Source organism: Janthinobacterium sp. J1-1 (assembly GCF_030944405.1).
In the GTDB taxonomy this organism is placed as follows: domain Bacteria; phylum Pseudomonadota; class Gammaproteobacteria; order Burkholderiales; family Burkholderiaceae_D; genus Janthinobacterium.
In genome coordinates this window covers 4,110,151-4,130,395 of sequence record NZ_CP132339.1, presented here as the reverse complement: position 1 = coordinate 4,130,395, position 20,245 = coordinate 4,110,151, and the positions used below count along the sequence as shown (strand labels likewise).

Below are 20,245 nucleotides of genomic sequence, written 5' to 3'. Positions count from 1 at the left end.
TTGTCGGATTACGCCGTTCCGGCTAATCCGACCTACGCGTCCGACACCGGCCCTTGCCCTTGGATTACGCCAAATACTTTGCAAAACTGCGATCCCACAGCGGCGCCACGTCAATGCGCCTGGCCAGCAGGCCCGCCTGCGCAAACGCGTCGGCCACCTGTTGCTGCGAGGCGATGGCGGCGTCGTCGACCGCCACCAGCTTGTAGGGCTGGCTGCGCAGCCTGACCTGGTTCAGGAACAGCTGCGGCGGCACGCCGGCGATGCGCCCGCTTTTGGCGGCCCATTGCTCGGGGTGGTCATTGATCCATTGATAGACCTTGGCGATGCGCTGCAGGTAGTCGCCGATGGCCGCGTGCTTGAGCGGGTCGGCGATCGCGCGGGTAGAAGCGCTGATCACGTAATTGCCCGACAGGACGCCGTCGGCCGTGCGCAGCACGCGGGCGCCCTGGTTCTTGGCCAGTTCCACCACCAGGCCGAAGATCACCCAGGCGTCCAGCTGGCCGCTCTGGAAGGCCGCGAAACCATCCTGCGGCGCCAGCGCCACCGGTTCGATATCCTTGAAGCTCAGGCCCTTCTCCTTGAGCAGCTGCAGCAGGAAGTAGTGCGAAGTGGTCGAGCGCGCATAGCCGATGCGCTTGCCCTTGAACTGCGATGCGTCGGTGATGGCCGAATTTTTCGGCACCAGCACCACCTGGTTGTTGACGTCGCCGCGCAGCACGGCGATCACCTTCATGGGCGCGTTGGAGGCGGCCGCGAAGATGGGCGGGATTTCGCTCATGCCGCCGCAGTCGAGCGAGCCGGCGGCCAGCGCCTCGACGATCAGGTTACCGGCCGCAAATTCGGCCAGCGCGCTTTTATACGGGGTTTTTTCCACCCCCGCTTCGGTAAAGTAATAGCTGTCGCCGCCCTTGTAGGTGCCGATGCGCAGCAGGGTGCCGCCCAGCTGAGGCGCGGCCCAGGCCGGGCCCCAGGCACCCAGGCCGCCGGCCAGCAGCGCCAGTCCCGAGGTTGTCAAAAAGCGGCGGCGCGTCGGTGTTGTGTTGTCCATGCTGGATCCTTATTTTGCTGCTTCGGAAACGAGGGCGATGCGGGCGTAGCCGGCGTCGTTCAGCACGCCCATGGTGCCCACCACCTTGCCGTAGGAAAGCGCCTGGTCGGCACGCAGGTGGATGCGGCGCTCATGGTCGCCTTTCGATTCCTGCTGCACCAGGGCCAGCAGGTCGGCCGGGCTGGCCTTGGCCGCGTTTTCATTGACGTAGACTGTGCCGGCCGTGTCGATGCTGATGACGATCGGTGGCTTCGGTTCCTCCAGCGGCCTGGTATTGGCGGTCGGCAGGTCGACTTTCACGCCGGTGGCCATCATCGGCGCGGCCACCATGAAGACGATCAGCAGCACCAGCATCACGTCCACCAGCGGGGTGACGTTGATGTCGCTGACGGGACCGATCCTGTGCCCGGACCCGGTTGACAGTTTGGCGCCCATCTCAGGCTCCTTGCGGCGTCAAGCCGGCGACGACATGGGCGCGTTCCGCCTTGCCCGCCGTCGCTTCGACGCTGTCGATCTGCGTTTCGCCCGCTTCGAGCTGGCGCGACAGCTGCACTTCCACCAGTCCCGTCAGGGTGGCCAGGCGGCCCGTATAGCTGTTCAGGTCACCAGCCACGCGGTTGTAGGCGACGACGGCGGGGATCGCCGCCACCAGGCCGAGCGCCGTGGCAAACAGCGCTTCGGCGATGCCTGGGGCGACCACGGCCAGGCTTGTGCTGTTGCTGGCGGCGATGCCCTGGAAGGCATTCATGATGCCCCACACGGTGCCGAACAGGCCGACGAACGGCGCCACCGATCCCACGGTGGCCAGCACCGAGAGTCCCTTTTGCAGCTGTTCGGCTTCCACGTTGCTGGCGCTCTGGCCGACCCGGTTGATGCGCTCTTTCAGGCTGTCGCGGCCCGAGGCATCCGCATGCAGATGCAGGCGGTGGCTGTGCTGCCACTCGCCGGCGATGGCCTGGTAGATACGGGCGAACGGGTCTTGCGGCTGCTCGCGCAGCTGCTGCGCCAGGCGGTGCAAGGTCGGCTGGCCGGCCAGCGCCGTGGTAAACGCGGCGGCGCTGCGCTGCAGGCGCTTGAAGCGCAGCAGCTTGTCGATGATCACGCCCCAGCTGACCAGTGAGGCCAGGATCAGCAGCACGATGATAGCCTTGACGATCAGGTCGGCCTGCTGGAACAGCTCCAGCGGCGACAGATGGGCGGAAATGGTGGTTGGGTTCATGCGGTTCTCCAGGGGTTCAATTGACTAATTCAGTTTGAAAACGATATTCCCGGCCAGCAGATAGGTACTGCCGCCCAGGTCGGGCAATTTGGGGAACGGCGCGGCCCCTTCGATGGCCTGTTTCGCCGCTTCGTCCAGCGCTTCCACGCCGGACGGTTGCAGCTCCACTTTCAGCAGCGCGCCCTGCGGGTCCAGGGTCAGCACATAGCCCACCTTGCCCTGCTGGCGGCGCTGCCTGGCCGCCTGCGGATAGTCGGCATTGCGGTTGATGCGGGCATACACCTGGTTCACATAGTCGGTGGGTATGCCTTCCGTGCTGACCACTTTCGACGCCGGTGGCGCCGGTTTGGCGGCAGCTGGTGCGGGGGCCGGCGCTGGCGCGGGAGCCACCGGTGTCACGGGACCGATAGTCGTGGCGGGCGCCGGCGTCGTTGGCGCGCTATACGTTTCCGCGCTGGCGGCCGGCGCCTCCACCGTTCTAGGTTGAGGGACAGCGGCTGCCACGGGCCTTGGCGGCGCCAGCGACACCGGCTTGGCCTGCGGTTCCGGCGGCGGCGGTGGCGGCACGATGGCTTTCGGCGGCGCCACGCGTATCAGTTCCACCACCGTGGCCACCGCTTTCGGCGCAGGGTGCGAGCCGGCCAGGTTCCAGGCCAGCAGCGCCACGCCGCCATGCAGCAGGCCGGAGATCAGCACGCCGCGGTAGCGGCGCCATGCCGGCGTGCCCGGTTGCAGCGATGGCAGGCTGGCGACAGCCAGCACCGGCGTGGCCGGGGCCGCGACGGGCTCACGCGTCAGTGGTGCAAAGGTCAAGGTAGCGCTGTTCATGGATATCCCCTTTTCAGTCGAACAAATCAGGCTCTTCGCGGGTAATCACGTCCCACAGTGGCTGGAAGCTGAACCAGCCACCCGCATCGGAACCGATCTGGCCCGCCGTATGGCGCGCCACCGCGTGCGGGATCGGCTTGGTGGGGCCGGCCGCTTCCGACAGCAACTGCGCCTGGGCCGCGTTTTCAAACGCGATATAGCGCCAGACGGCCGACTCCACCGAAGCGCCCACCGTCAGCAAGCCATGGTTTTGCAGGATCACGGCCTTGCGCGGCCCCAACGTTTCGGCGATGCGCTCGCCTTCGCTGGTATCGAGCACCACGCCGCTGAAGTCCTGGAAAATCGCGTGGTCTTCGTAGAACATGCAGGAATCCTGGGTCAGCGGGTCAAGCAGCCGGCCCTGGGCCGCGAAGGCCTTGCCGTACAGGCCGTGCGAATGGGCGGCGGCGATCACGTCGGGGCGCGCCTTGTGCAGTTCGGAGTGGATGGCAAACGCGGCGCGGTTCAGCAGGCCGTCGCCTTCGACCACCTTGCCGTCGTGGCTGACCAGGATCAGGTCGGACACACGGATATGGCCGAAATACACGCCGGCCGGATTGACCCAGAAATGGTCGGGAAACTCCGGGTCGCGCGCCGTGATATGGCCGGCGCCGCCCATGTCGTAGCCATAGCGGGCAAACAGGCGGAACGACACGGCCAGGCGCTCCTTGCGGTGCTGGCGCTGGGCGGCCAGGGTCGGTGGCGGCGGCGGTTCGGCAAAGATGATATTGCCGTTGGCGTCACGCGGCGCGCTGTAGATGGCGGGCCGTGGCGCGGGGGCGCCCACGGCGCGCAAGTGCGGGCGCGACAAGGGGGCGGAATACAAAGGGGCGGTGCTGCTCATGACGTTTCCTTGTTCTGTGGTTTATTCAGTGGCGTCAATAGCCGCGCGCGGTGTCGACCACGTCGCTCAACGGCGTGCCGGCGCGGAAATGGCGCAGGTTGTGCAAGAATTTATCGATCAGGGCCGGCACGATGGCGTCGGTGCTGGGCGAGATATGCGGCGACAGCCTCACTTTCGGGTGCGTATAGAAGGCATGGCCGGCGGGCAGCGGTTCAGGCTCCGTCACGTCCAGCGTCGCCAGCGCCAGCTGGCCCGCATCGAGCGCCGCATGCAGCGCCGCGTGGTCGACCAGGTTGCCGCGCGCGATATTGATCAGGTGCAGATGTGGCCTGGCATGGGCCAGCGCGGCAGCATCGATCACGTGATGGGTCTCGGGCGTGGATGGCGCGGCCAGCACCAGGTGGTCGGAGCGCTGCAGCAAGGTGGCGAGATCGGCCACCGCTTCCACGCCAGCTATCTCGAACGGCGCGCCGGAGCGGCGCAAGGCGATGACCTTCACGCCCAGCGCCAGCGCGCGCTGCGCCAAGGCCTGGCCGATGGAACCGAAGCCGTACAGGCCCAGGGTCGATCCCTTGACCAGGCCCAGCGACAAACGGCGCCAGTCGCCGGCGTCGCCCAGCCAGATCTCGGGTATGCGCTTGGTGGCGGAAAAAATCGCCGCCAGCACGTATTCGGCGATCGCGTCGGACGCCGTGCCGCGCGCCGAGGTCACCACCGGCCCCTGGAACAGCCAGGGCGGGTAGTAATCGATGCCGACCGAGGCCAGCTGCACCCAGCGCACGCGCGACGGCCATTGTTCTGGCGCTTGTGTCGCCAGCAGACTCTGGCCTTTCGGCGCCGGCAGCACGAACAGGATGTCGGCGTCGGGCAGCGCGGTCAAAGGGCCGGGTGCCAGGTCCAGCACCGGCAAGCCGGCTTGTGCGGCCAGCAGCGCATTGACCCTGGGGTCGAACTGGCTGGCGATGGTCAAGGCAGTCATGTCGGTCTCTTCTCAGGCGGCCAGGCGGGTGGCATCGGGCTGCGCGGCGTGCGCTTCGCGTTCGGCAATCGCCGCGCGCACCAGCGGGATCAGCTCGCGGCCGTATTGCAGCGCGTCCTGGATCGGGTCGAAACCGCGGATCAGGAACGTGGTCACGCCCAATTCCCAGTATTTCAACAGCGCGTCGCGCACCTGTTCCGGCGTGCCCACCAGTCCCGTGGAATTGCCGGCCGCCTTGGTCAGCGCGGCGATGCCCGTCCACAGGCGCTCGTCGACCACCTTGCCGTTGGCGGCCGTGGCCAGCAGGCGCTGCGAGCCGACATTGACGGGCTGCTGCGGGCGGCCGCTGAAATGCGGGTTATGCTGGACCTTGGCGGTGGCTTTTGCCAGGATGGCGTCGGCCTTGGCCCAGGCCTGTTCTTCCGTCTCGGCCAGCACCGGGCGCAGCGACAGGCTGAAACGGATCTGGTCGGCGCGGCCGTATTTGGCGGCCGCCGCACGCACCTTGGCGATAATCTCTTCCACCTGCGCCAGCGATTCGCCCCACAGCGCATACACGTCCGCATGCTTGCCGGCCACGTCGATCGCCGCTTCCGAGGAGCCGCCGAAATAGATCGGCAGATGGTTGCCCGCCACCGGACGCACGCCGGCGTTCTGGCCCTTGACCTTGTAGATGGCGCCGTCGTGGTCGAACGGGCCGCTGCTGCTCCAGGTCTGCTTGACGACATCGAGGAATTCGTCGCTGCGCGCATAGCGCTGGTCGTGATTCAAAAAGTCGCCGTCACGCTGCTGTTCCGTGTCGTCGCCGCCGCTGATAATGTGCACGGCCAGGCGGCCATCGCTGAACTGGTCCAGCGTGGCCAGCTGGCGCGCGGCCAGGGTCGGCGAGACAAAGCCCGGACGGTGCGCCAGCAGGATGCCCAGCTTTTCCGTTTGCGAGGCGATATACGAGGCGACCTGGAAGCCGTCGACGGAGCCGCTGCCGTGGGCCACGAGCACGCGGTCGAACCCCGCGTATTCGTGGGCGCGGGCGACGGCGCCCAGGAAAGCCTTGTTGACGACGGGACCCGTGCCCAGCACGGTTTCGGACACTTCCTGGGTGGCGCTAAAGCCGATGAATTCGATGCTCATTTTGCTTCCTTCGTGGTAGTGGTGACGGGTGGGAGAGACGTGGCAAGGGCGGACAGTGCTGCAAATGCGGCGCGGCCGCTGTTGATTAAAATGGTGTCGTTCTGCGGCGTGTGGATGCGGCTGCACAGCACGTCGCGGTAATGGCGCTGCAAGGGGTTGGCGTTCGACAGGCCCGGATTGCCGCTCAATTCGATGGCTTTTTCCACCACCTGTATCGCCTGGTTGGTGACCAGGTATTTGATGCGGAAGCTGTCATTCGGCGCGATGCGCCCGGCAGCCGCCGAGGCGATCAGGGTGGCGTTGGAAAACAGCCAGGTGTCGATCAGGCCCAGCGCCTCCTGGAAGCGCGGCAGGCTCGATAAAGGCGCGCCCAGGTTGGCCGGCACCCTTTCTTGCAACCACTGCGCCAGCCAGTCGCGCGCCGAGCGGGCGACAGCGTCGTAGATCGAAGAAAGCAGCACCGACATCCAGGTCAGCAGTTCGGCGTCCAGTTCCTGCGCCGTACCAAACGGCGCCACGTCGACCGCATGGTCCAGCGGCACCAGCACGTCGTCGAAAACCACGTCGTGGCTGCCGGTGGCGCGCATGCCCAGGTGATCCCAGGTCTCGACGATGGTGATGCCGGGCGTGTCCTTGTGCACCAGCCAGCTGCCCACCAGCGGCAGCGCGTCGTCGCTGCGGGCCCACACGGCCAGCCAGGTCAGGCGCGGCACGCCCGTCGAATACACTTTTCGGCCGCTGATGCGCCAGCCCTCGGGCGTACGGCGCGCCGTGGTGGCGGGCAGGCCGCCACGGGCCGGCGTGCCCAGGTCCGGTTCCACCCGCAGCGCATTGATCAGCGCGCCCTCTTCCACCGCCTCGCGCGCCACCCGTTCCAGCAGATGGCGCGGCCAGCGCGTGGCGTGCTTGTTCGACGCATGGTGCAGATACTGCATGGTCAGCACCAGCGCGGTGGACGGTTCGCCGCGCGCCACGGCGGCAACGACTCTCGCCGTCTGTTCCAGGTTGGCGCCCAGGCCGCCGAGGGAACGCGGCACGGTCAGCGCCAGCAGGCCCAGTTCGTGCAGATGCTCGAAGTTCTCGTGCGGGAAGCTGGCCTCGCGGTCGTGCTGTGCCGCGCCGGCGGCAAATCGGGCCGTCAATTCAGCCAGCAACGAGGCAAATTGCGGGCTGTCCAGCTGGTGCTGGTGCGAGGAAGTGGGCAGGTGCAGGATGGATGAGGACATGGTTACACCGAAAAATTACTGAAGTTGAATGGGCTGGCCAAAGGCGCCGCGACGGCTGTTTCGACCGCTGGCGCCGGCAGCGAATCGAGTTCCACGCCCAGCAGGGCAAGCAGCTGGGCGCGCACCTGCTGGAACTGGGGCTGCTGCGCGCTGCGGGGACGCGGCTGGGTAATCGCGATATCGGCGGCGATGCGGCCCTGGTCCAGCACCAGCACACGGTCGGCAAGCAGCACGGCTTCATCGACGTCGTGGGTGACCAGCAGCACCGACGGTTTGTGCTGGCGCCACAGGTCCAGGATCAGCTGGTGCATGCGGATGCGCGTCAGGGCGTCGAGGGCGGCAAACGGTTCGTCGAGCAGCAGCAGCTGCGGTTCGCGCACCAGGGCCCTGGCCAATGCCACGCGCTGCGCTTCGCCGCCCGACAGGGTGGCCGGCCAGGCATTTTCGCGGTGCGCCAGCCCCACTTCCTGCAAGGCCTGCCTGGCCCGCTCGCGCGGCTGGGCGATATCAAGGCCCAGGGTGACATTGCGCCAGGCGCGCTTCCACGGCATCAATCGCGGCTCCTGGAACACGGCGGCGCGCGCCGATGGCACGTCCAGGGTGCCGGAGCTGATCTGGTCGAGGCCAGCCAGCGCGCGCAGCAAAGTGGTCTTGCCCGAGCCACTGCGACCCAGCAGCGCGACGAATTCGCCGGGGCGGATATCGAGGTCCAGCCGGTCGAGGATCACATTGGCGCCGAAGCGCTTGCTGACCTGGCGCGCCCGCACGGCGGCGCTGGCGGCTTGCACTCCCGAGTGCGTGGCACGCTGCGCCGGGGCGGCTGCGTGTGGTCGGTCCAGTTCCAGAGTCGTCATGTTCAATCCTTGATAAAAGTCGGGCGCCAGGCCAGCGCGTGGTGTTCGATGGCGCGCACCAGGAAGTCGGTGGCCAGGCCCAGGAAGCTGTAGACCAGCAGGCAGACAACGATGATGTCGGTGCGCATGAAGTCGCGGGCGTTGTTGATCAGGTAGCCGAGACCCGCCGTGGCGTTGATCTGCTCGACGGCCACCAGCGACAACCAGCTGACGCCCAGCGAATAGCGCAGGCCGACCAGGAACGAGGGCAAGGCGCCGGGCAGGATCACGTGCACGATCAGCTGCGGGTAGGAGAGGCCGAACAGGCGGGCCGCCTCGACCAGTTTCGAATCGATGCCGCGAATGCCGCTGTACAGGGTCAAATACATCGGGAAGGTGGTGGCAAACGCGATCAGCGCGATCTTGGTGAATTCGCCGATGCCGAACCACAGAATGAACAACGGCACCAGCCCCAGGAACGGCAGGGTGCGCGCCATCTGCATCGGCGAATCGACCGCCACTTCGCCGCGCCGCGACAGGCCGGCGATCAAGGCCAGCGCCGTGCCCAGCGACAGCGAGACGGCCAGGCCGATCAGCACGCGGCGCAGCGACACCACCACATTGCTGCCGATTTCACCGGACAGTATCAGCTCGCCCATGGTGGTCAATATCTGCGACGGTGCCGCCAGCACGCGCTCGGGCAGCACGCCGGTGCGGGCGGCGATTTCCCATGCCGCCAGCAAAATCAGCGGGCTGATGGCGCGTTCAAGGACGGCGGAAAGGAAGGGACGCTTGCGGCTGGCCGCGATGGGTTCTTGTTGCGGAGGACTGCTGGCGGAGGTAGAAACTGACATCTGGCTTCCCTGTTCTGAAGTGGCTGCTGGCGTGATCCAGAGCCGATGAAATTCAGTATAGGGAGCAAATGATTATGACGAAACTAATTGTTTATTCTATTGATATATGATTTTTAAGAATAATGTTGCAGGACAATATTTTTAATCGTTGACCCCAAAAAAGGCTGGGGTCGAACCCTAGGGTCCGACCCGGTAGTTGCTTTCAGGGTGAAAATCATGCTAACAACTGCCTGCTGCTACACCGCCCTCACCTTCTGCACCGGCGCCGGCGCCGCAAACGCCTCCCCCACCGCCTGCGCCACGAAATCGATCGCGTGCTGCACCGGTCCCGGCAGTTGCGCCTGGATCAGCCAAATATCGAGCAGCGGCTTGAAGTCGCTGACGTTGATGATGTCGAGCTGCGCCAGGTGGCGGCTGCGCTCCAGTATCGGCAGCGGCATCAGGCCCAGGCCCGCGCCGTTGGCCACCAGGCCCAGTTGCAGGTCGGTGCCGAAGGTTTCCAGGTTCAGCTTGAACGACAGGCCCTGCTGCGCCAGCGTGCGCGCCAGGCCGGCGCGGAAACCGCAGCCGTCAGGGTTCAGCACCCAGCCCACGTCATACAGCTCGCGCAGCTTGTAGCTGCGGCGCGGCATGCTGCCCTTCTTCGCCACCACCACCAGTTCCAGCCGGCCCAGCGCGCGGCCGACCAGGCCTTCGGGCAGCACCTTGGTGGCCGGGAACAGGGCCACGGCCGCGTCGATCTCGGCGTTGGCCACCCGTTCCAGCAGCTGGGCGCCCCAGCCCGACGCCACTTCCGTGTGCAGGCCGGGAAAGGCCGCGTTCAGCCGCTGCAGGGTATCGAGCAGCACCATGTCGCCCACGGTCTGGATCACGCCGATGCGAAACACGCCGGTAGGCGCCTGGTCGTTCTGCACCAGGTCGCGCAGGCGGTCCACTTCCAGCAGCACCTTGCTGCACTGCTCGAAGACCCGCTTGCCGGTGGCGTTCGGGCGCGGCGGCTTGACGCTGCGGTCGAGCAGCTCGACGCCCAGGTCCTGCTCGAAATTCTGCACGCGGCGCGTGATGGCCGACTGCGTCAGGCGCAGCGACTCGGCCGCCGCGCTGACGGAGTGGTTGCGCACGACGGCGACAAAGGCGCTGATGTCATCTATCTTCATGGGCATGCTGTTCCGGTAACCTCCAAAATGCCATCTTAACGCGCCCGCGGGCGCGCCGCCTAGAACGCATAGGAAGCGCGTACATAATAATAGCCTCCGTTGAAGCCCGTCTGCGAGGCGGCCGTGTCGTACTGGTACACGCCAAGATAGCGGCTGGCCAGCGGCACCTTGCTCGGATAGACGTCGAACAGATTGTTGGCGCCCAGGGCCAGCTGCAGCTTCTTGCTGACGGCGTAGCGCACTTCCAGGTCGGTCAGGGTGCGCGGCGCGTTTTCGATATGGTTGAACACCGACGTCGAATAAATGTTCGGCCCCGAATAAAAGGTCGCTTCGGTCGACGTCTTGCCATAGCGCGTGGCATGCAGACTGACGCCCCAAGGCCCCTGGCTCCACACGCCGCCCAGTATCACCTTGTTTTTCGGCGTCGAGGTGGTCAGATAGCCGGCCTGCTGGGCGTTCAGCAGCGGCCTGCCATTGGTGTCGACGGCCGTGCGCAGTATGGAGCTGGTATTGACGTTGCCACCCAGGTCCCAGTCTATGCGCCCCGCCCCCAGATTGGTGGTGTAGGTGGCCACCACGTCCACGCCCTGGGTGCGCGTGTCGACGCCATTGGCAAAATAGCTGGCGCTGACCGACGACAGGCCTGTCGGCAGGCTGATGCCGGCGGCCGTCAGGGCGTTGATGGCGGTGGCGCCCGTGTAGGTGCCGCCCTGGATGATGCGGTCGCGGATCTCGATGCGGTAGGCGTCGACCGTCAGGTTGAACCTGTCCCACGGCTGCGCCACCAGGCCCAGGTTGATGCTGCGCGACTTTTCCGGTTTCAATGCGCTGGCGCCCAGGCTGCGCGCAGCCACCGAATTGACGGCCAGCTGGCCGCCGGCCGTGGTCGGCGAGACCGCCAGGCTGGTGTAGTACTCCTGCGCCAGCGACGGCGCGCGAAAACCCGTGCTCAGCGTGCCGCGCAAGGCATAGCGTTCGCTGGCCTGGAAGCGCGCGGACAGCTTGGCATTGGTGGTGTTGCCGGCGTCGCTGTAGCGTTCATGGCGGGCCGCCAGCTCCGCTTCCCATTGCCGGCTCAATTTGGTCGACAGGTCGGCATAGGCGGCGGAGATGGTGCGGCCGTGCTTGCCCGCGCTGATGGCCGACAGGCCAGGCAGGGCCTGCGAACCGCTGCCGTACGACGATGCCGCGTCGCCTGCGCCCACGTCATAGGTCTCGCGCCGGTACTCGGCGCCCAGCGCCACCGACAAGGGTGCCGGCAGGCCGACGTCGAACGGACGCGCCACGTCCAGGTTCACGCCCCACTGGGTATTCTTGTAGCTGGCCAGGTGAAACGAGGTCGGGGTGGCGCCGGTGGCCGCATACAGGTCGGTATTGGCCGAGTCGCGCATGCCAATCTTGACGTTGTCCACGCCGTAGGTCCCGCTCAGATCCCAGCGCCAGCCGGCCAGCTGTTCGCCGCGCACGCCGGCCGTCAGCGAACCGTCCTGCTCGTTGCTGGTCTCGACCGGGCTGAAACCGTTCGGATACAGCTGCGGCAAGCGATTCGGCAGGCGGTAGTTCTGCACGCTTTCGCCATCCCGGTGCGCCACGCTGCCGAAGGCATACAGCTCGGTGGTGCCCAGCGCATAGCCGGCATTGACGCCGACGGCTTCGCGCCGGCTTTTCGGGTCACCCAAGGTGCGGTTGACCACGGTGCCGGTGCGCTCGTCCGGGCCGCTGCGCACGCTGTGGTCATGGCGCTTGGTTTCCGCGCTCAGGTGCACGAAACCGTCTTCGCCGAGCGGCAGGCCGATATCGGCCGAACTGCCCAGGGTAAAGCCGTCGCCCTTGTAGTACTGGCCGCTGTTGACTGTGACGTTGCCGCCCTGCGCCGACGATTTCAGAATCACGTTGATCACCCCGGCGATGGCGTCCGAGCCATACTGGGCGGCCGCGCCGTCGCGCAGCACCTCGATATGGTCGACGGCGCTGACGGGTATCAGGTCAAGGTCGACCGGCGTGGCGCCCTGCTGCGCGCCCGGATCGGCCGAGATATTGGCCGAGGTATGACGCCGCTTGCCGTTGATCAGCAGCAGCACATGGTTGGGACTGAGGCCGCGCAAGGTCAGCGCGCTGGTGAGATTGGCCGCGTCGCCCGCCTGCGCCAGCCGGTTCACGGACGGCAGCAGCTTGACCAGCGCATCGCGCAAGTCGGTCTGCCCCGTGCGCTGCAAGTCCTTGGCGCTGATGACGTCGATAGGGCTGAGGCTTTCATCGGCCGAGCGGCGCGTGTCGCGCGTGCCGGTCACCACCACCACGCCCCCTTCCGCCGCGGCCAGGCTGGCGGCGGCATCCACGGCATCGGCGGCCAGCGACGCGCCGGAAGAAAAAGCGAGGAACAAGGCCAGGGGCAAGGCGCGTGGCTTGAGAGTGTGAATATTATTGTACATGGTCAGGGGCTTCATATCAGTTGCTGCGGGCGGCCTTGGCCGCTACCAGGTCGATCTCGACAAAGGCGCCGGGCAGCGGCAAGGCCACCACCTGCAAGGCCGTTCGGGCCGGCTTGGCCGGCTGCTCGGCGGTGCCGAAGAACTGGCCATAGGCGGCATTGAGGCCATTGAAATCGAGCTTGCCGTCCAGCTTGGGATCACCGACCAGGAACACGCGCAGCTGCACCACATCGGCAAAGATGAGGCCTTCCGCTTTCAGCGCCGCCTGCAGCTTGCGCAGTACCGACAGGGTTTGCGTCTGCGTGTCGCCGTAGGACTCGAACGAGCCTTTCGGCGCGGCGGCATTGGCCACGTCCGGCAGCACGCCGCTGAAATACACGGTGCTGGCCGTGGCCGGCACGGTGACGGCCACCGAGATCGGGAAGTTCGAATTCGGAATCGGCGTGCGCTTGATATCCTGCGCGCTGGTGGTGGCTGCAGCGGCCAGCAAGGCGGCGGCGGTCAGGTTGATGGCGGTTTTTTTCATGATGGTCTCTCAGTGGGAAGAAAATTTAACTTGCGACGCGGGCGGCGATGGCCGCCACGGCGTGGTGGGCGGACAAGGCGGCACCCTCTTGCCAGGCGCCGATCTGGCTCAGGTATTCGCCGGCGAAATGGACGCGGCCATCGGGCTGGTTCAGCAGCACATAGGCCGGTTCGGCCGGCGTGGCCCAGTGCACCCAGGAGCCCAGGCTGTACGGAACCTTGTGCCAGGCCACGCTGACGGGGCGCTGCAGCGCGGCGCCGCGCCCCGGATGGACGCGGTCGATCACCTGGCGCGAGGACGCGAATTGCGCCGCCAGCGGTTGATTGCTAAAGTCGCGCGCCGCCTGGCCGATGTTGTAGCAGCCGACCAGGGTGCCGGTGGGCTGGTGGAAGCCGCCGCTCGGATACCAGATCAGCGACGTCACATGCTTGACCACCGAGATGCCGCCGTAGATATGGCTGTCGGTTTCCCAGAAACGGGGCGCTTGCCAGGCGATCTTGCTGGCCGTGTCGTACTCGACCGAGCCGATCGCCTGCTGCACCTTGGCTGAGAAATTCGTTTGTACCTTGGCCAGCACGGGCAACGGAAAGGTGGTGATCGCGTAGTCGGCGCGCAAGGTCTCGAGCTTGCCGCTGGCGCGGTTGCGCACGGTGACGGCCACCCCATCGGCCTCGTTGTGGATGCGCGTGACTTCGGTGTTCAGGCGCAGTTCTTTTTGCAGCCGCTGGCTGAAGGCGGCCGGAATCTTGTCCATGCCGCCCACCGGCTGCAGCATGGTGGGCTGGAAGATCAGCAGCTCATCGAAAATCAGGGACGTCCACAGATCCGGGTCCAGCAGCTCGTCGAGCGACAAGGGATCGGGCCGCACGCCCACCTGTTCGGCCGCGCCGGGAAACACGGTATAGCCCGAGCGCTCGGTGCCCTTGAAGCTGTGATCCGGCGCCAGGTCGCCATAGACTTTCAAAAATTCCAGCAGGCGCTGGCGGTCCGCCACGCTCAGTTCGCGGTCCAGCGCGCCGGCATCGGTGGCTTTCGCCAGCAGTTCGGAGATGCGGCCGCGCGCATCGTTGACGGCGCGCCGCAGCTGGATCGCCGGCTTGTTTTTCGCCGCATCCGGCAGAAAATAGGCGCTGCGGCTGGTGTTGACTTCCGCTTCCAGCGCCACGCCGAACTCGCGGCAGTAGCCAAGGATGGTCTGGTGGTGGCTGGGCAGGCGCGCCGGCCCGGCGTTGAAATACTGGCCCTTGTCAAAGCGGGCCGTCTGGCTGGAGCCATCCGTGTAATCGATGCGCGTGCCGTCGCGGATGGTCCAGTTGCGTCCGCCCACCCGCTCGCGCGCTTCGACAAGCTGCACCTGGTAGCCGGCCTTGCGCAGTTCCCAGGCGGACACCAGCCCCGCGATGCCGGCGCCCAGCACCAGCACGCGCAAGCCCTTGCCGGAACCGGGCGGCGGCAGCACGGGCGCGGCGGCGGCCACCGCCACGCCGACGGCCCCCAGGCCCAGGGTAGTCATGGCCGCATGGGCAGCCGTATAGCCGCTGCTGGCGGCCAGTTGCATCAAAAAATGACGACGCGTCACACTCATTATCACTCCGCACAAGATGGGTTGAACTTCGGTCAACGCATCTTATGGCGGCAATGATTATGCTCAAACTAATTATTTTCTATATGCAAGTATGAATTTTATTTATAATTATTTCATCTTGTTTATGCGGAAAATGCATGTCTATCCTGCCTAGCCGGACTGCTACGGCTGGAACTCAAGCTCTCAGGAAAGCCTGAGCATAAACTTGGCGATCATCTTCATTTGGCAATATTTGCGGCTTTAGTGGAGAACAGCCCCTCCTGCCGCATGGCACGGATGGCGTGGTCAAACCCCGCCACCAGCTGCGGCGTGGCGACGGCCTTGTTGAACATCAGGTAGCTCTGCGTGGTTTCGATCGGCGGGCCGCTGATTTTCACGCGCCGGGTGGCCTGTAATTGTTTGAGGATTTCCACGCCCACGGCGCGGCTGCACACCACCGCCTCCATGCGGCCTGCCAGCAGCTTCCTGAAACTGGCGTCGTGGCTGCCGCTGATTTCCAGCTTCTTGAACGTGCCCTGGCGGGCGGCCGCGTCGAAAATGGCGCCGTAGGAGGTGTTTGCCACCACGCCGATGGACGCCATGGCCAGCGCATTGAGGTCGCCGCGAAAGGCCAGCGGGGAGTCGCTGGAGACAAAGATCACATAGTCCTGGAACAGCACCGGCTCGCTGGAAAACAGGTATTTCGCTTCGCGCTCGGGCGTCTTCTTGACGGTGAACATGGCGCCCGCCTCGCCCGTTTCGATTTGCAGCAGCGCGCGCGCCAGGGGCAGCAATTCGATGCTGGCGGGCTGCCCCATGCGGCGGAACGCCTCGCTCACCAGCTCGACCATGGGGCCGGACGGCTTGCCGCGTTCGTCGAGCGCCATGAACGGCGGATAGGGAAAGCCCACCACGTGCAGCGGCGCGGTGTCCGCTGGCTGGGCCCAGGCTTGCAGGCAGCTCAAGCCCAGGCTCGACATCAGCAGGATGGCACGCAAAAGCGACTTGGCAGGCATGGGCACTCCCCCGGTCAGCGGCAAGCGGTTACTCTTCCAGCCCCCCGCCCAGCGCCTTGTACAGGGCCACGGCCGACTTGAACTGGTCACGCCGCAAGTCTAGCAAAGTTTGCTGTGAAGCATATGACTGCCGTTGTGCGTCGAGCAGCTCCAGGCGGCTGTCCTGGCCGGCGCCGTAGCGCAGTTGCGACAGTATGCGCCGCTGTTCGGCGCTGGCCGCCACGCGCTGCTGCGCGGCGATCTGCAGCGCATAGGTCTGGCTGCCGGCCAGGCCGTCGCGCACTTCGCGAAACGCGCCCTGTATCGCCTGCTCGTACTGCACCACCGCCACCTCGCTGCGGATCTGCGACAGGCGCAGCTCGGCGCGCAGCTGGCCGCCCTGGAACAGCGGCTGCGTGATCTGCGGCGCGAACGACCAGTTGCGCGCGCTGCCGCGAAACAGGTCGCCCACTTCCGGGCTGGCAAAGCCCAGCTGCGCCGTCAGTGACAAGCGGGGAAAGAAGGCGGCGCGCGCCGCGCCGATGTCCGCATTGGCCGCCACCAGCGCATGTTCCGCCTGCAGGATGTCGGGCCGGCGCGCCAGCAGGTCGGACGGCACCCCGGCCGGCAGCTGCGTCAGCACGGGCCGGGCATCGAGCGCGCGCCCGGCCGGCAGGTCGCCAGGCAGCGGGCCGCCCAGCAGCAGTTCGAGGTTGTTGCGCGCCAGCTGGCGCGCCCGCTCACGCGCCTGCAGGTCCGCTTCGGCCGTCGCCGCCTGCCCTTCGGCCTGCGCCAGATCGAGGCCGCTGCCCTGCCGCGCCGCGTGCAGGCGCTGCGTGATGCTCAGTGCCTGGCGCCAGTCGCGCAGGGTCGCTTGCGTCAGCTCCAGCTGTTCCGTGGCCAGCCTTTCCTCCAGATAGGCGTCGGCCACGGCGGCGATCAGGGCCAGCTGCGCCGTGCGCCGACCCTGTTCCGTGGCCAGGTAGCGCGCAAAGGCGGCGTCGGACAGGGAACGCAGGCGGCCGAACAGGTCGATCTCGAAGGCACTCATGGCCACGCCCGCCGTGAACTGGTTTTGCGTTGCAGCCGTCATGCGCTGGCGCACGCCGCTGGCGCTGGCGCCGATGGCGGGAAGGCGCGCGCTGTCCTGGATCTGGTATTGGGCGCGCACGGCGTCCACGTTCAGCGCCGCCACGCGCAGGTCGCGGTTGTTCAGCAAAGCCAGTTCCACCAGGCGCTGCAGACGCGCGTCGAGCAGCATCTGGCGCCAGCCCAGGTCCGCCGCATTGCCCTGGCCGGCGACAGCGCCGGCGTCATAGGTGGCTGGCACCGGCAGCGCCGGCTTGACCAGCACTGGGGTCAGGCTGCAGGCCGACAAGGCGGCAGCTGTCACGGCCATCGGTAATATAAAACGGCACCGCATCACGACTCTCCTTGTACTACATGGTTACTTTTTCTCCAGCGTTGCCCCAGCTTGTCCACCGCGCTCAGCACGACGACAAAGAACACGGGCACAAAGAAGACGGCCAGCACGGTGGCGGTGATCATGCCGCCAAAGACCCCCGTGCCGATCGCATGCTGGGTTTCGGCGCTGGCGCCGCTGGCCAGCATCAAAGGCACCACGCCCAGCGCAAAGGCGAGCGAGGTCATCAGGATGGGGCGCAGGCGCAGGCGCGCCGCTTCCACGGTGGCCTCCACCAGGCCCTTGCCCTGCGCCTGCAACTGGCGGGCGAATTCCACGATCAAAATGGCGTTCTTCGCCGACAGGCCGATAATGGTGATCATGCCGACCTTGAAGAACACATCGTTCGGCATGCCGCGCAGGGTCACCGCCAGCACCGCGCCCAACAGGCCCAGCGGCACCACCAGCATCACCGACAGCGGGATAGACCAGCTTTCATACAGGGCCGCCAGCACCAGGAACACCACCAGCATCGACAAGGCCATCAGCATCGGCGCCTGCGAAGCCGACTCTTTTTCCTGCAGCGACTGTCCGGTCCAGGCCAGCGCAAAGCCGGGCGGCAGCTGGCTCACCAGCCTTTCCATTTCCAGCATGGCATCGCCGCTCGACACGCCAGGCGCGGCGCTGCCCGAAATGCGCGCCGCCGGATAACCCTGGAAGCGCACCAGTTGCAGCGGGGTTTCGCTCCACACCGGCCGCACCAGCTGGCCCAGCGCCACCATGCCGCCGGCGCTGTTGCGGATGCGCAGGCCCAGCACGTCGTTCAACTGCATGCGCGACGGCGCATCGGCCTGGATGATCACCTGCTGCATGCGGCCCGCGTTCGGAAAATCGTTGACATAAGTGGAACCCATGGCTGCTGTCAGCATCTCGCTGACGGCGCCAAACGACACGCCCAGCGCTTCGGCCTTGGCGCGGTCGATCTCCAGGCGCACGCTGGCGCCCGGCGGCAGGCCGTCCGGATACACGCCGGCCACCTTGCCGCTTTGCGCGGCCAGGCCCAGCAACTGGTTCTGCGCGGCCTGCAGGGCGGCAATGCCCTGGTTGGCGCGGTCCTGCAGGCGCAGCGAAAAGCCGGACGAATTGCCCAGTTCATCGATGGCGGGCGGCATCAGGCTCATGATCATGCCCTCCTTCGCGCTGGCCATCGCCATTTGCGCATGCAGCACTTCTTCCTGCGCGGTGGCGCCGTCGCGCTGTTTCCAGTCCTTCAGCATGGTGAACGCCAGCGCCGCGTTCGGTCCCGCGCCGGAAAAGCTGAAGCCCAGCACGGACTGGTTGTTTTCAATCCCCGGGCGAGCCGCCACATGCCGCTCGAACTGCTTCACCACGTCCAGCGTGCGCTCCATGGTGGCGTCCGACGGCAACTGCATAGAGGTGATGAAGTAGCCCTGGTCTTCTTCCGGCAGGAAGGCCGACGGCAGGCGCAGGAAGGCAAACGCCAGCGCGGCAACCACGCCGCCATACACAAACATGGAGCGTCCGGCACGTTTCACCATCGCCACCACGCCCTGTTCATAGCGCGCGGTCATGCGCTCGAACTGGCGGTCGAACCAGCGGAAAAAGCCTTTCTTTTCATGGTCGTGCGGGCCGATCGGTTTCAACATGGTGGCGCACAGGGCGGGCGTCAGGCTCAGCGCCAGGAAGGCCGAGAACAAAATCGACACCGCCATCGCCAGCGTGAACTGGCGGTAGATGGCGCCCACCGAGCCGCTGGCCAGCGCCATCGGAATAAAGACGGCCGTCAGCACCAGGGTGATGCCAACCACCGCACCGGTGATTTCGCGCATCGCCTTCGACGTGGCCTCTTTCGGCGACAGCCCTTCGGTGGCCATCAGCCGCTCCACCGCTTCGACCACCACGATGGCGTCGTCGACGATAATGCCGATCGCCAGCACCATGCCGAACATGGTCAGCACATTGACCGAATAACCGGCCAGCAGCATCACGGTAAAGGTACCGAGCAAGGCGATCGGCGCGACGATGGCGGGGATCAGGGTATAGCGTATCTTTTGCAGGAACAGATACATCACCAGGAACACCAGCACCATCGCCTCGATCAGCGTCATGACCACTTTTTCGATCGAGATTTTCACGAACGGCGCGGTGTCGAACGGCACCGAGTACTGCATCCCGGCCGGCATGGCCGGCGCCAGTTCGGCCATGCGCGCGCGGATGGCGCTGGCCGTCTGCACGGCGTTGGCGCCCGGCGACAGGCTGACGGCGGCGCCCGACGCGCCATGGCCGTTTTCGCGGATGCTGAAGTTGCTGCTTTGCGCCCCCCGTTCCACCCGCGCCACGTCGCCGATGGTCACCTTTGCGCCATTGCGGTTGGCGCGCAGCACGATAGCGGCGAATTCCTGCGGCGTTTGCAACTGGCCCTGCACGGTCAGCGGAATGGTCACGCGCTGGCCCTTGACGGCCGGCGAGTCCCCCAGGCGGCCCGGTGCGATCTGCGCGTTCTGCTGCGCCACGGCGGCCGTGATATCGCCCATGGCGATGTCATACGCCACCAGCTTGGCCGGATCGACCCAGATGCGCATCGCGCGCTCGGAGCCGAACAGCTGCACCTTGCCCACGCCGGGGATGCGGCGCAGTTCTTCCGTCACGTTGCGCGCCAGGTAGTCGCCCAGCGCCACTTCGTCGTAAGCACCGTCGGGGGCATTCAGGCTGACGATCATCAGGAAGCCCGAGGACGCCGATTCCACGCCCAGGCCATTCTGGCGCACAGCCTGCGGCAGGCGCGGCTCGATCGCCTTCAAGCGGTTCTGCACGTCCACCTGCGCCAGTTCCGGATTGGTGCCCGGCTTGAAGGTGACGGTGATCGAGGCCGAGCCCGAGGTATCGGACGACGATTCGAAATACAGCAGATTCTTCACGCCCGACAGCTCGCGTTCGATCAGGCCGATCACGGAGTCGTTCATGGTCTGCGGCGTGGCGCCGGGGTAGCTGGCGGTAATGCTGACGCTCGGTGGCGCCACCGAGGGAAAGCGCGCAATCGGCAATTGCGGGATGGCGATCAGTCCGAACAGCACGATAAAGATCGCCACCACCCAGGCAAACACCGGGCGGTCGATAAAAAATTGAGGCATGTCTTGAGCTTTCAGT

17 protein-coding genes are annotated in these 20,245 nt (G+C 66.2%); all 17 read right to left on the bottom strand.

Features of this window, described 5'->3' with window-relative positions; translation table 11 throughout:
* Positions 1–64: 64 nt before the first annotated feature.
* The 17 genes from Q8L25_RS18870 to Q8L25_RS18790 all read right to left on the bottom strand — a co-directional run bounded on the left by Q8L25_RS18870 (position 65) and on the right by Q8L25_RS18790 (position 20,229).
* Positions 65–1,048: an ABC transporter substrate-binding protein gene (locus tag Q8L25_RS18870; RefSeq protein WP_308920836.1), complete on the bottom strand. Its 984-nt coding sequence runs from the start codon at positions 1,046–1,048 to the stop codon at positions 65–67.
* Positions 1,049–1,057: 9 nt separating this feature from the next.
* Positions 1,058–1,483, bottom strand: a complete 426-nt coding sequence (gene tolR / locus Q8L25_RS18865; protein ID WP_308920835.1) for a protein TolR — start codon at positions 1,481–1,483, stop codon at positions 1,058–1,060.
* Between the two features lies 1 nt (position 1,484).
* A complete protein-coding gene (tolQ, locus tag Q8L25_RS18860; RefSeq protein ID WP_308920834.1) occupies positions 1,485–2,267 on the bottom strand; it encodes a protein TolQ in 783 nt (260 codons plus the stop codon).
* 24 nt (positions 2,268–2,291) lie between these two features.
* Positions 2,292–3,095: an energy transducer TonB gene (locus Q8L25_RS18855; protein ID WP_308920833.1), complete on the bottom strand. Its 804-nt coding sequence runs from the start codon at positions 3,093–3,095 to the stop codon at positions 2,292–2,294.
* Positions 3,096–3,108: 13 nt separating this feature from the next.
* Complete coding sequence (locus Q8L25_RS18850; protein ID WP_374694316.1) at positions 3,109–3,930, bottom strand: class II aldolase/adducin family protein; 822 nt, start codon at positions 3,928–3,930, stop codon at positions 3,109–3,111.
* An 82-nt stretch (positions 3,931–4,012) separates the two neighbouring features.
* Positions 4,013–4,957, bottom strand: coding sequence for an NAD(P)-dependent oxidoreductase (locus tag Q8L25_RS18845; protein ID WP_308920831.1), 945 nt, complete (start codon positions 4,955–4,957; stop codon positions 4,013–4,015).
* Positions 4,958–4,969: 12 nt separating this feature from the next.
* On the bottom strand, positions 4,970–6,088 hold the full coding sequence (locus Q8L25_RS18840; RefSeq protein WP_308920830.1) for an LLM class flavin-dependent oxidoreductase: 1,119 nt from the start codon (positions 6,086–6,088) through the stop codon (positions 4,970–4,972).
* The gene (locus Q8L25_RS18835) at positions 6,085–7,314 is read right to left on the bottom strand and encodes an acyl-CoA dehydrogenase family protein (protein ID WP_308920829.1); all 1,230 of its coding nucleotides are present in this window, start codon (positions 7,312–7,314) and stop codon (positions 6,085–6,087) included. The genes Q8L25_RS18840 and Q8L25_RS18835 overlap by 4 nt, the downstream gene beginning before the upstream one ends.
* A 2-nt stretch (positions 7,315–7,316) precedes the next feature.
* Positions 7,317–8,168 (bottom strand): ABC transporter ATP-binding protein, encoded by an 852-nt coding sequence (locus Q8L25_RS18830; protein WP_308920828.1) that lies wholly within the window; start codon positions 8,166–8,168, stop codon positions 7,317–7,319.
* A 2-nt stretch (positions 8,169–8,170) separates the two neighbouring features.
* Positions 8,171–9,001 carry an ABC transporter permease gene (locus Q8L25_RS18825; protein WP_308920827.1) on the bottom strand — a complete coding sequence of 277 codons (831 nt, stop codon included), beginning with the start codon at positions 8,999–9,001 and terminating at the stop codon, positions 8,171–8,173.
* Positions 9,002–9,237: 236 nt separating this feature from the next.
* Complete coding sequence (locus tag Q8L25_RS18820) at positions 9,238–10,158, bottom strand: LysR family transcriptional regulator (RefSeq protein WP_374694315.1); 921 nt, start codon at positions 10,156–10,158, stop codon at positions 9,238–9,240.
* A gap of 59 nt (positions 10,159–10,217) precedes the next feature.
* The gene (locus Q8L25_RS18815) at positions 10,218–12,590 is read right to left on the bottom strand and encodes a TonB-dependent receptor (protein ID WP_308920825.1); all 2,373 of its coding nucleotides are present in this window, start codon (positions 12,588–12,590) and stop codon (positions 10,218–10,220) included.
* A gap of 16 nt (positions 12,591–12,606) precedes the next feature.
* Positions 12,607–13,116: a RidA family protein gene (locus tag Q8L25_RS18810; RefSeq protein WP_308920824.1), complete on the bottom strand. Its 510-nt coding sequence runs from the start codon at positions 13,114–13,116 to the stop codon at positions 12,607–12,609.
* A 25-nt stretch (positions 13,117–13,141) separates the two neighbouring features.
* A complete protein-coding gene (locus Q8L25_RS18805; RefSeq protein ID WP_308920823.1) occupies positions 13,142–14,701 on the bottom strand; it encodes an FAD-dependent oxidoreductase in 1,560 nt (519 codons plus the stop codon).
* 218 nt (positions 14,702–14,919) lie between these two features.
* On the bottom strand, positions 14,920–15,696 hold the full coding sequence (locus Q8L25_RS18800; RefSeq protein ID WP_308920822.1) for a transporter substrate-binding domain-containing protein: 777 nt from the start codon (positions 15,694–15,696) through the stop codon (positions 14,920–14,922).
* Between the two features lie 28 nt (positions 15,697–15,724).
* A complete protein-coding gene (locus Q8L25_RS18795) occupies positions 15,725–17,098 on the bottom strand; it encodes an efflux transporter outer membrane subunit (RefSeq protein ID WP_308920821.1) in 1,374 nt (457 codons plus the stop codon).
* Positions 17,098–20,229 (bottom strand): efflux RND transporter permease subunit, encoded by a 3,132-nt coding sequence (locus Q8L25_RS18790; protein WP_308920820.1) that lies wholly within the window; start codon positions 20,227–20,229, stop codon positions 17,098–17,100. Before Q8L25_RS18790 ends, Q8L25_RS18795 begins: the two co-directional genes overlap by 1 nt.
* Between the last annotated feature and the right edge of the window lie 16 nt (positions 20,230–20,245).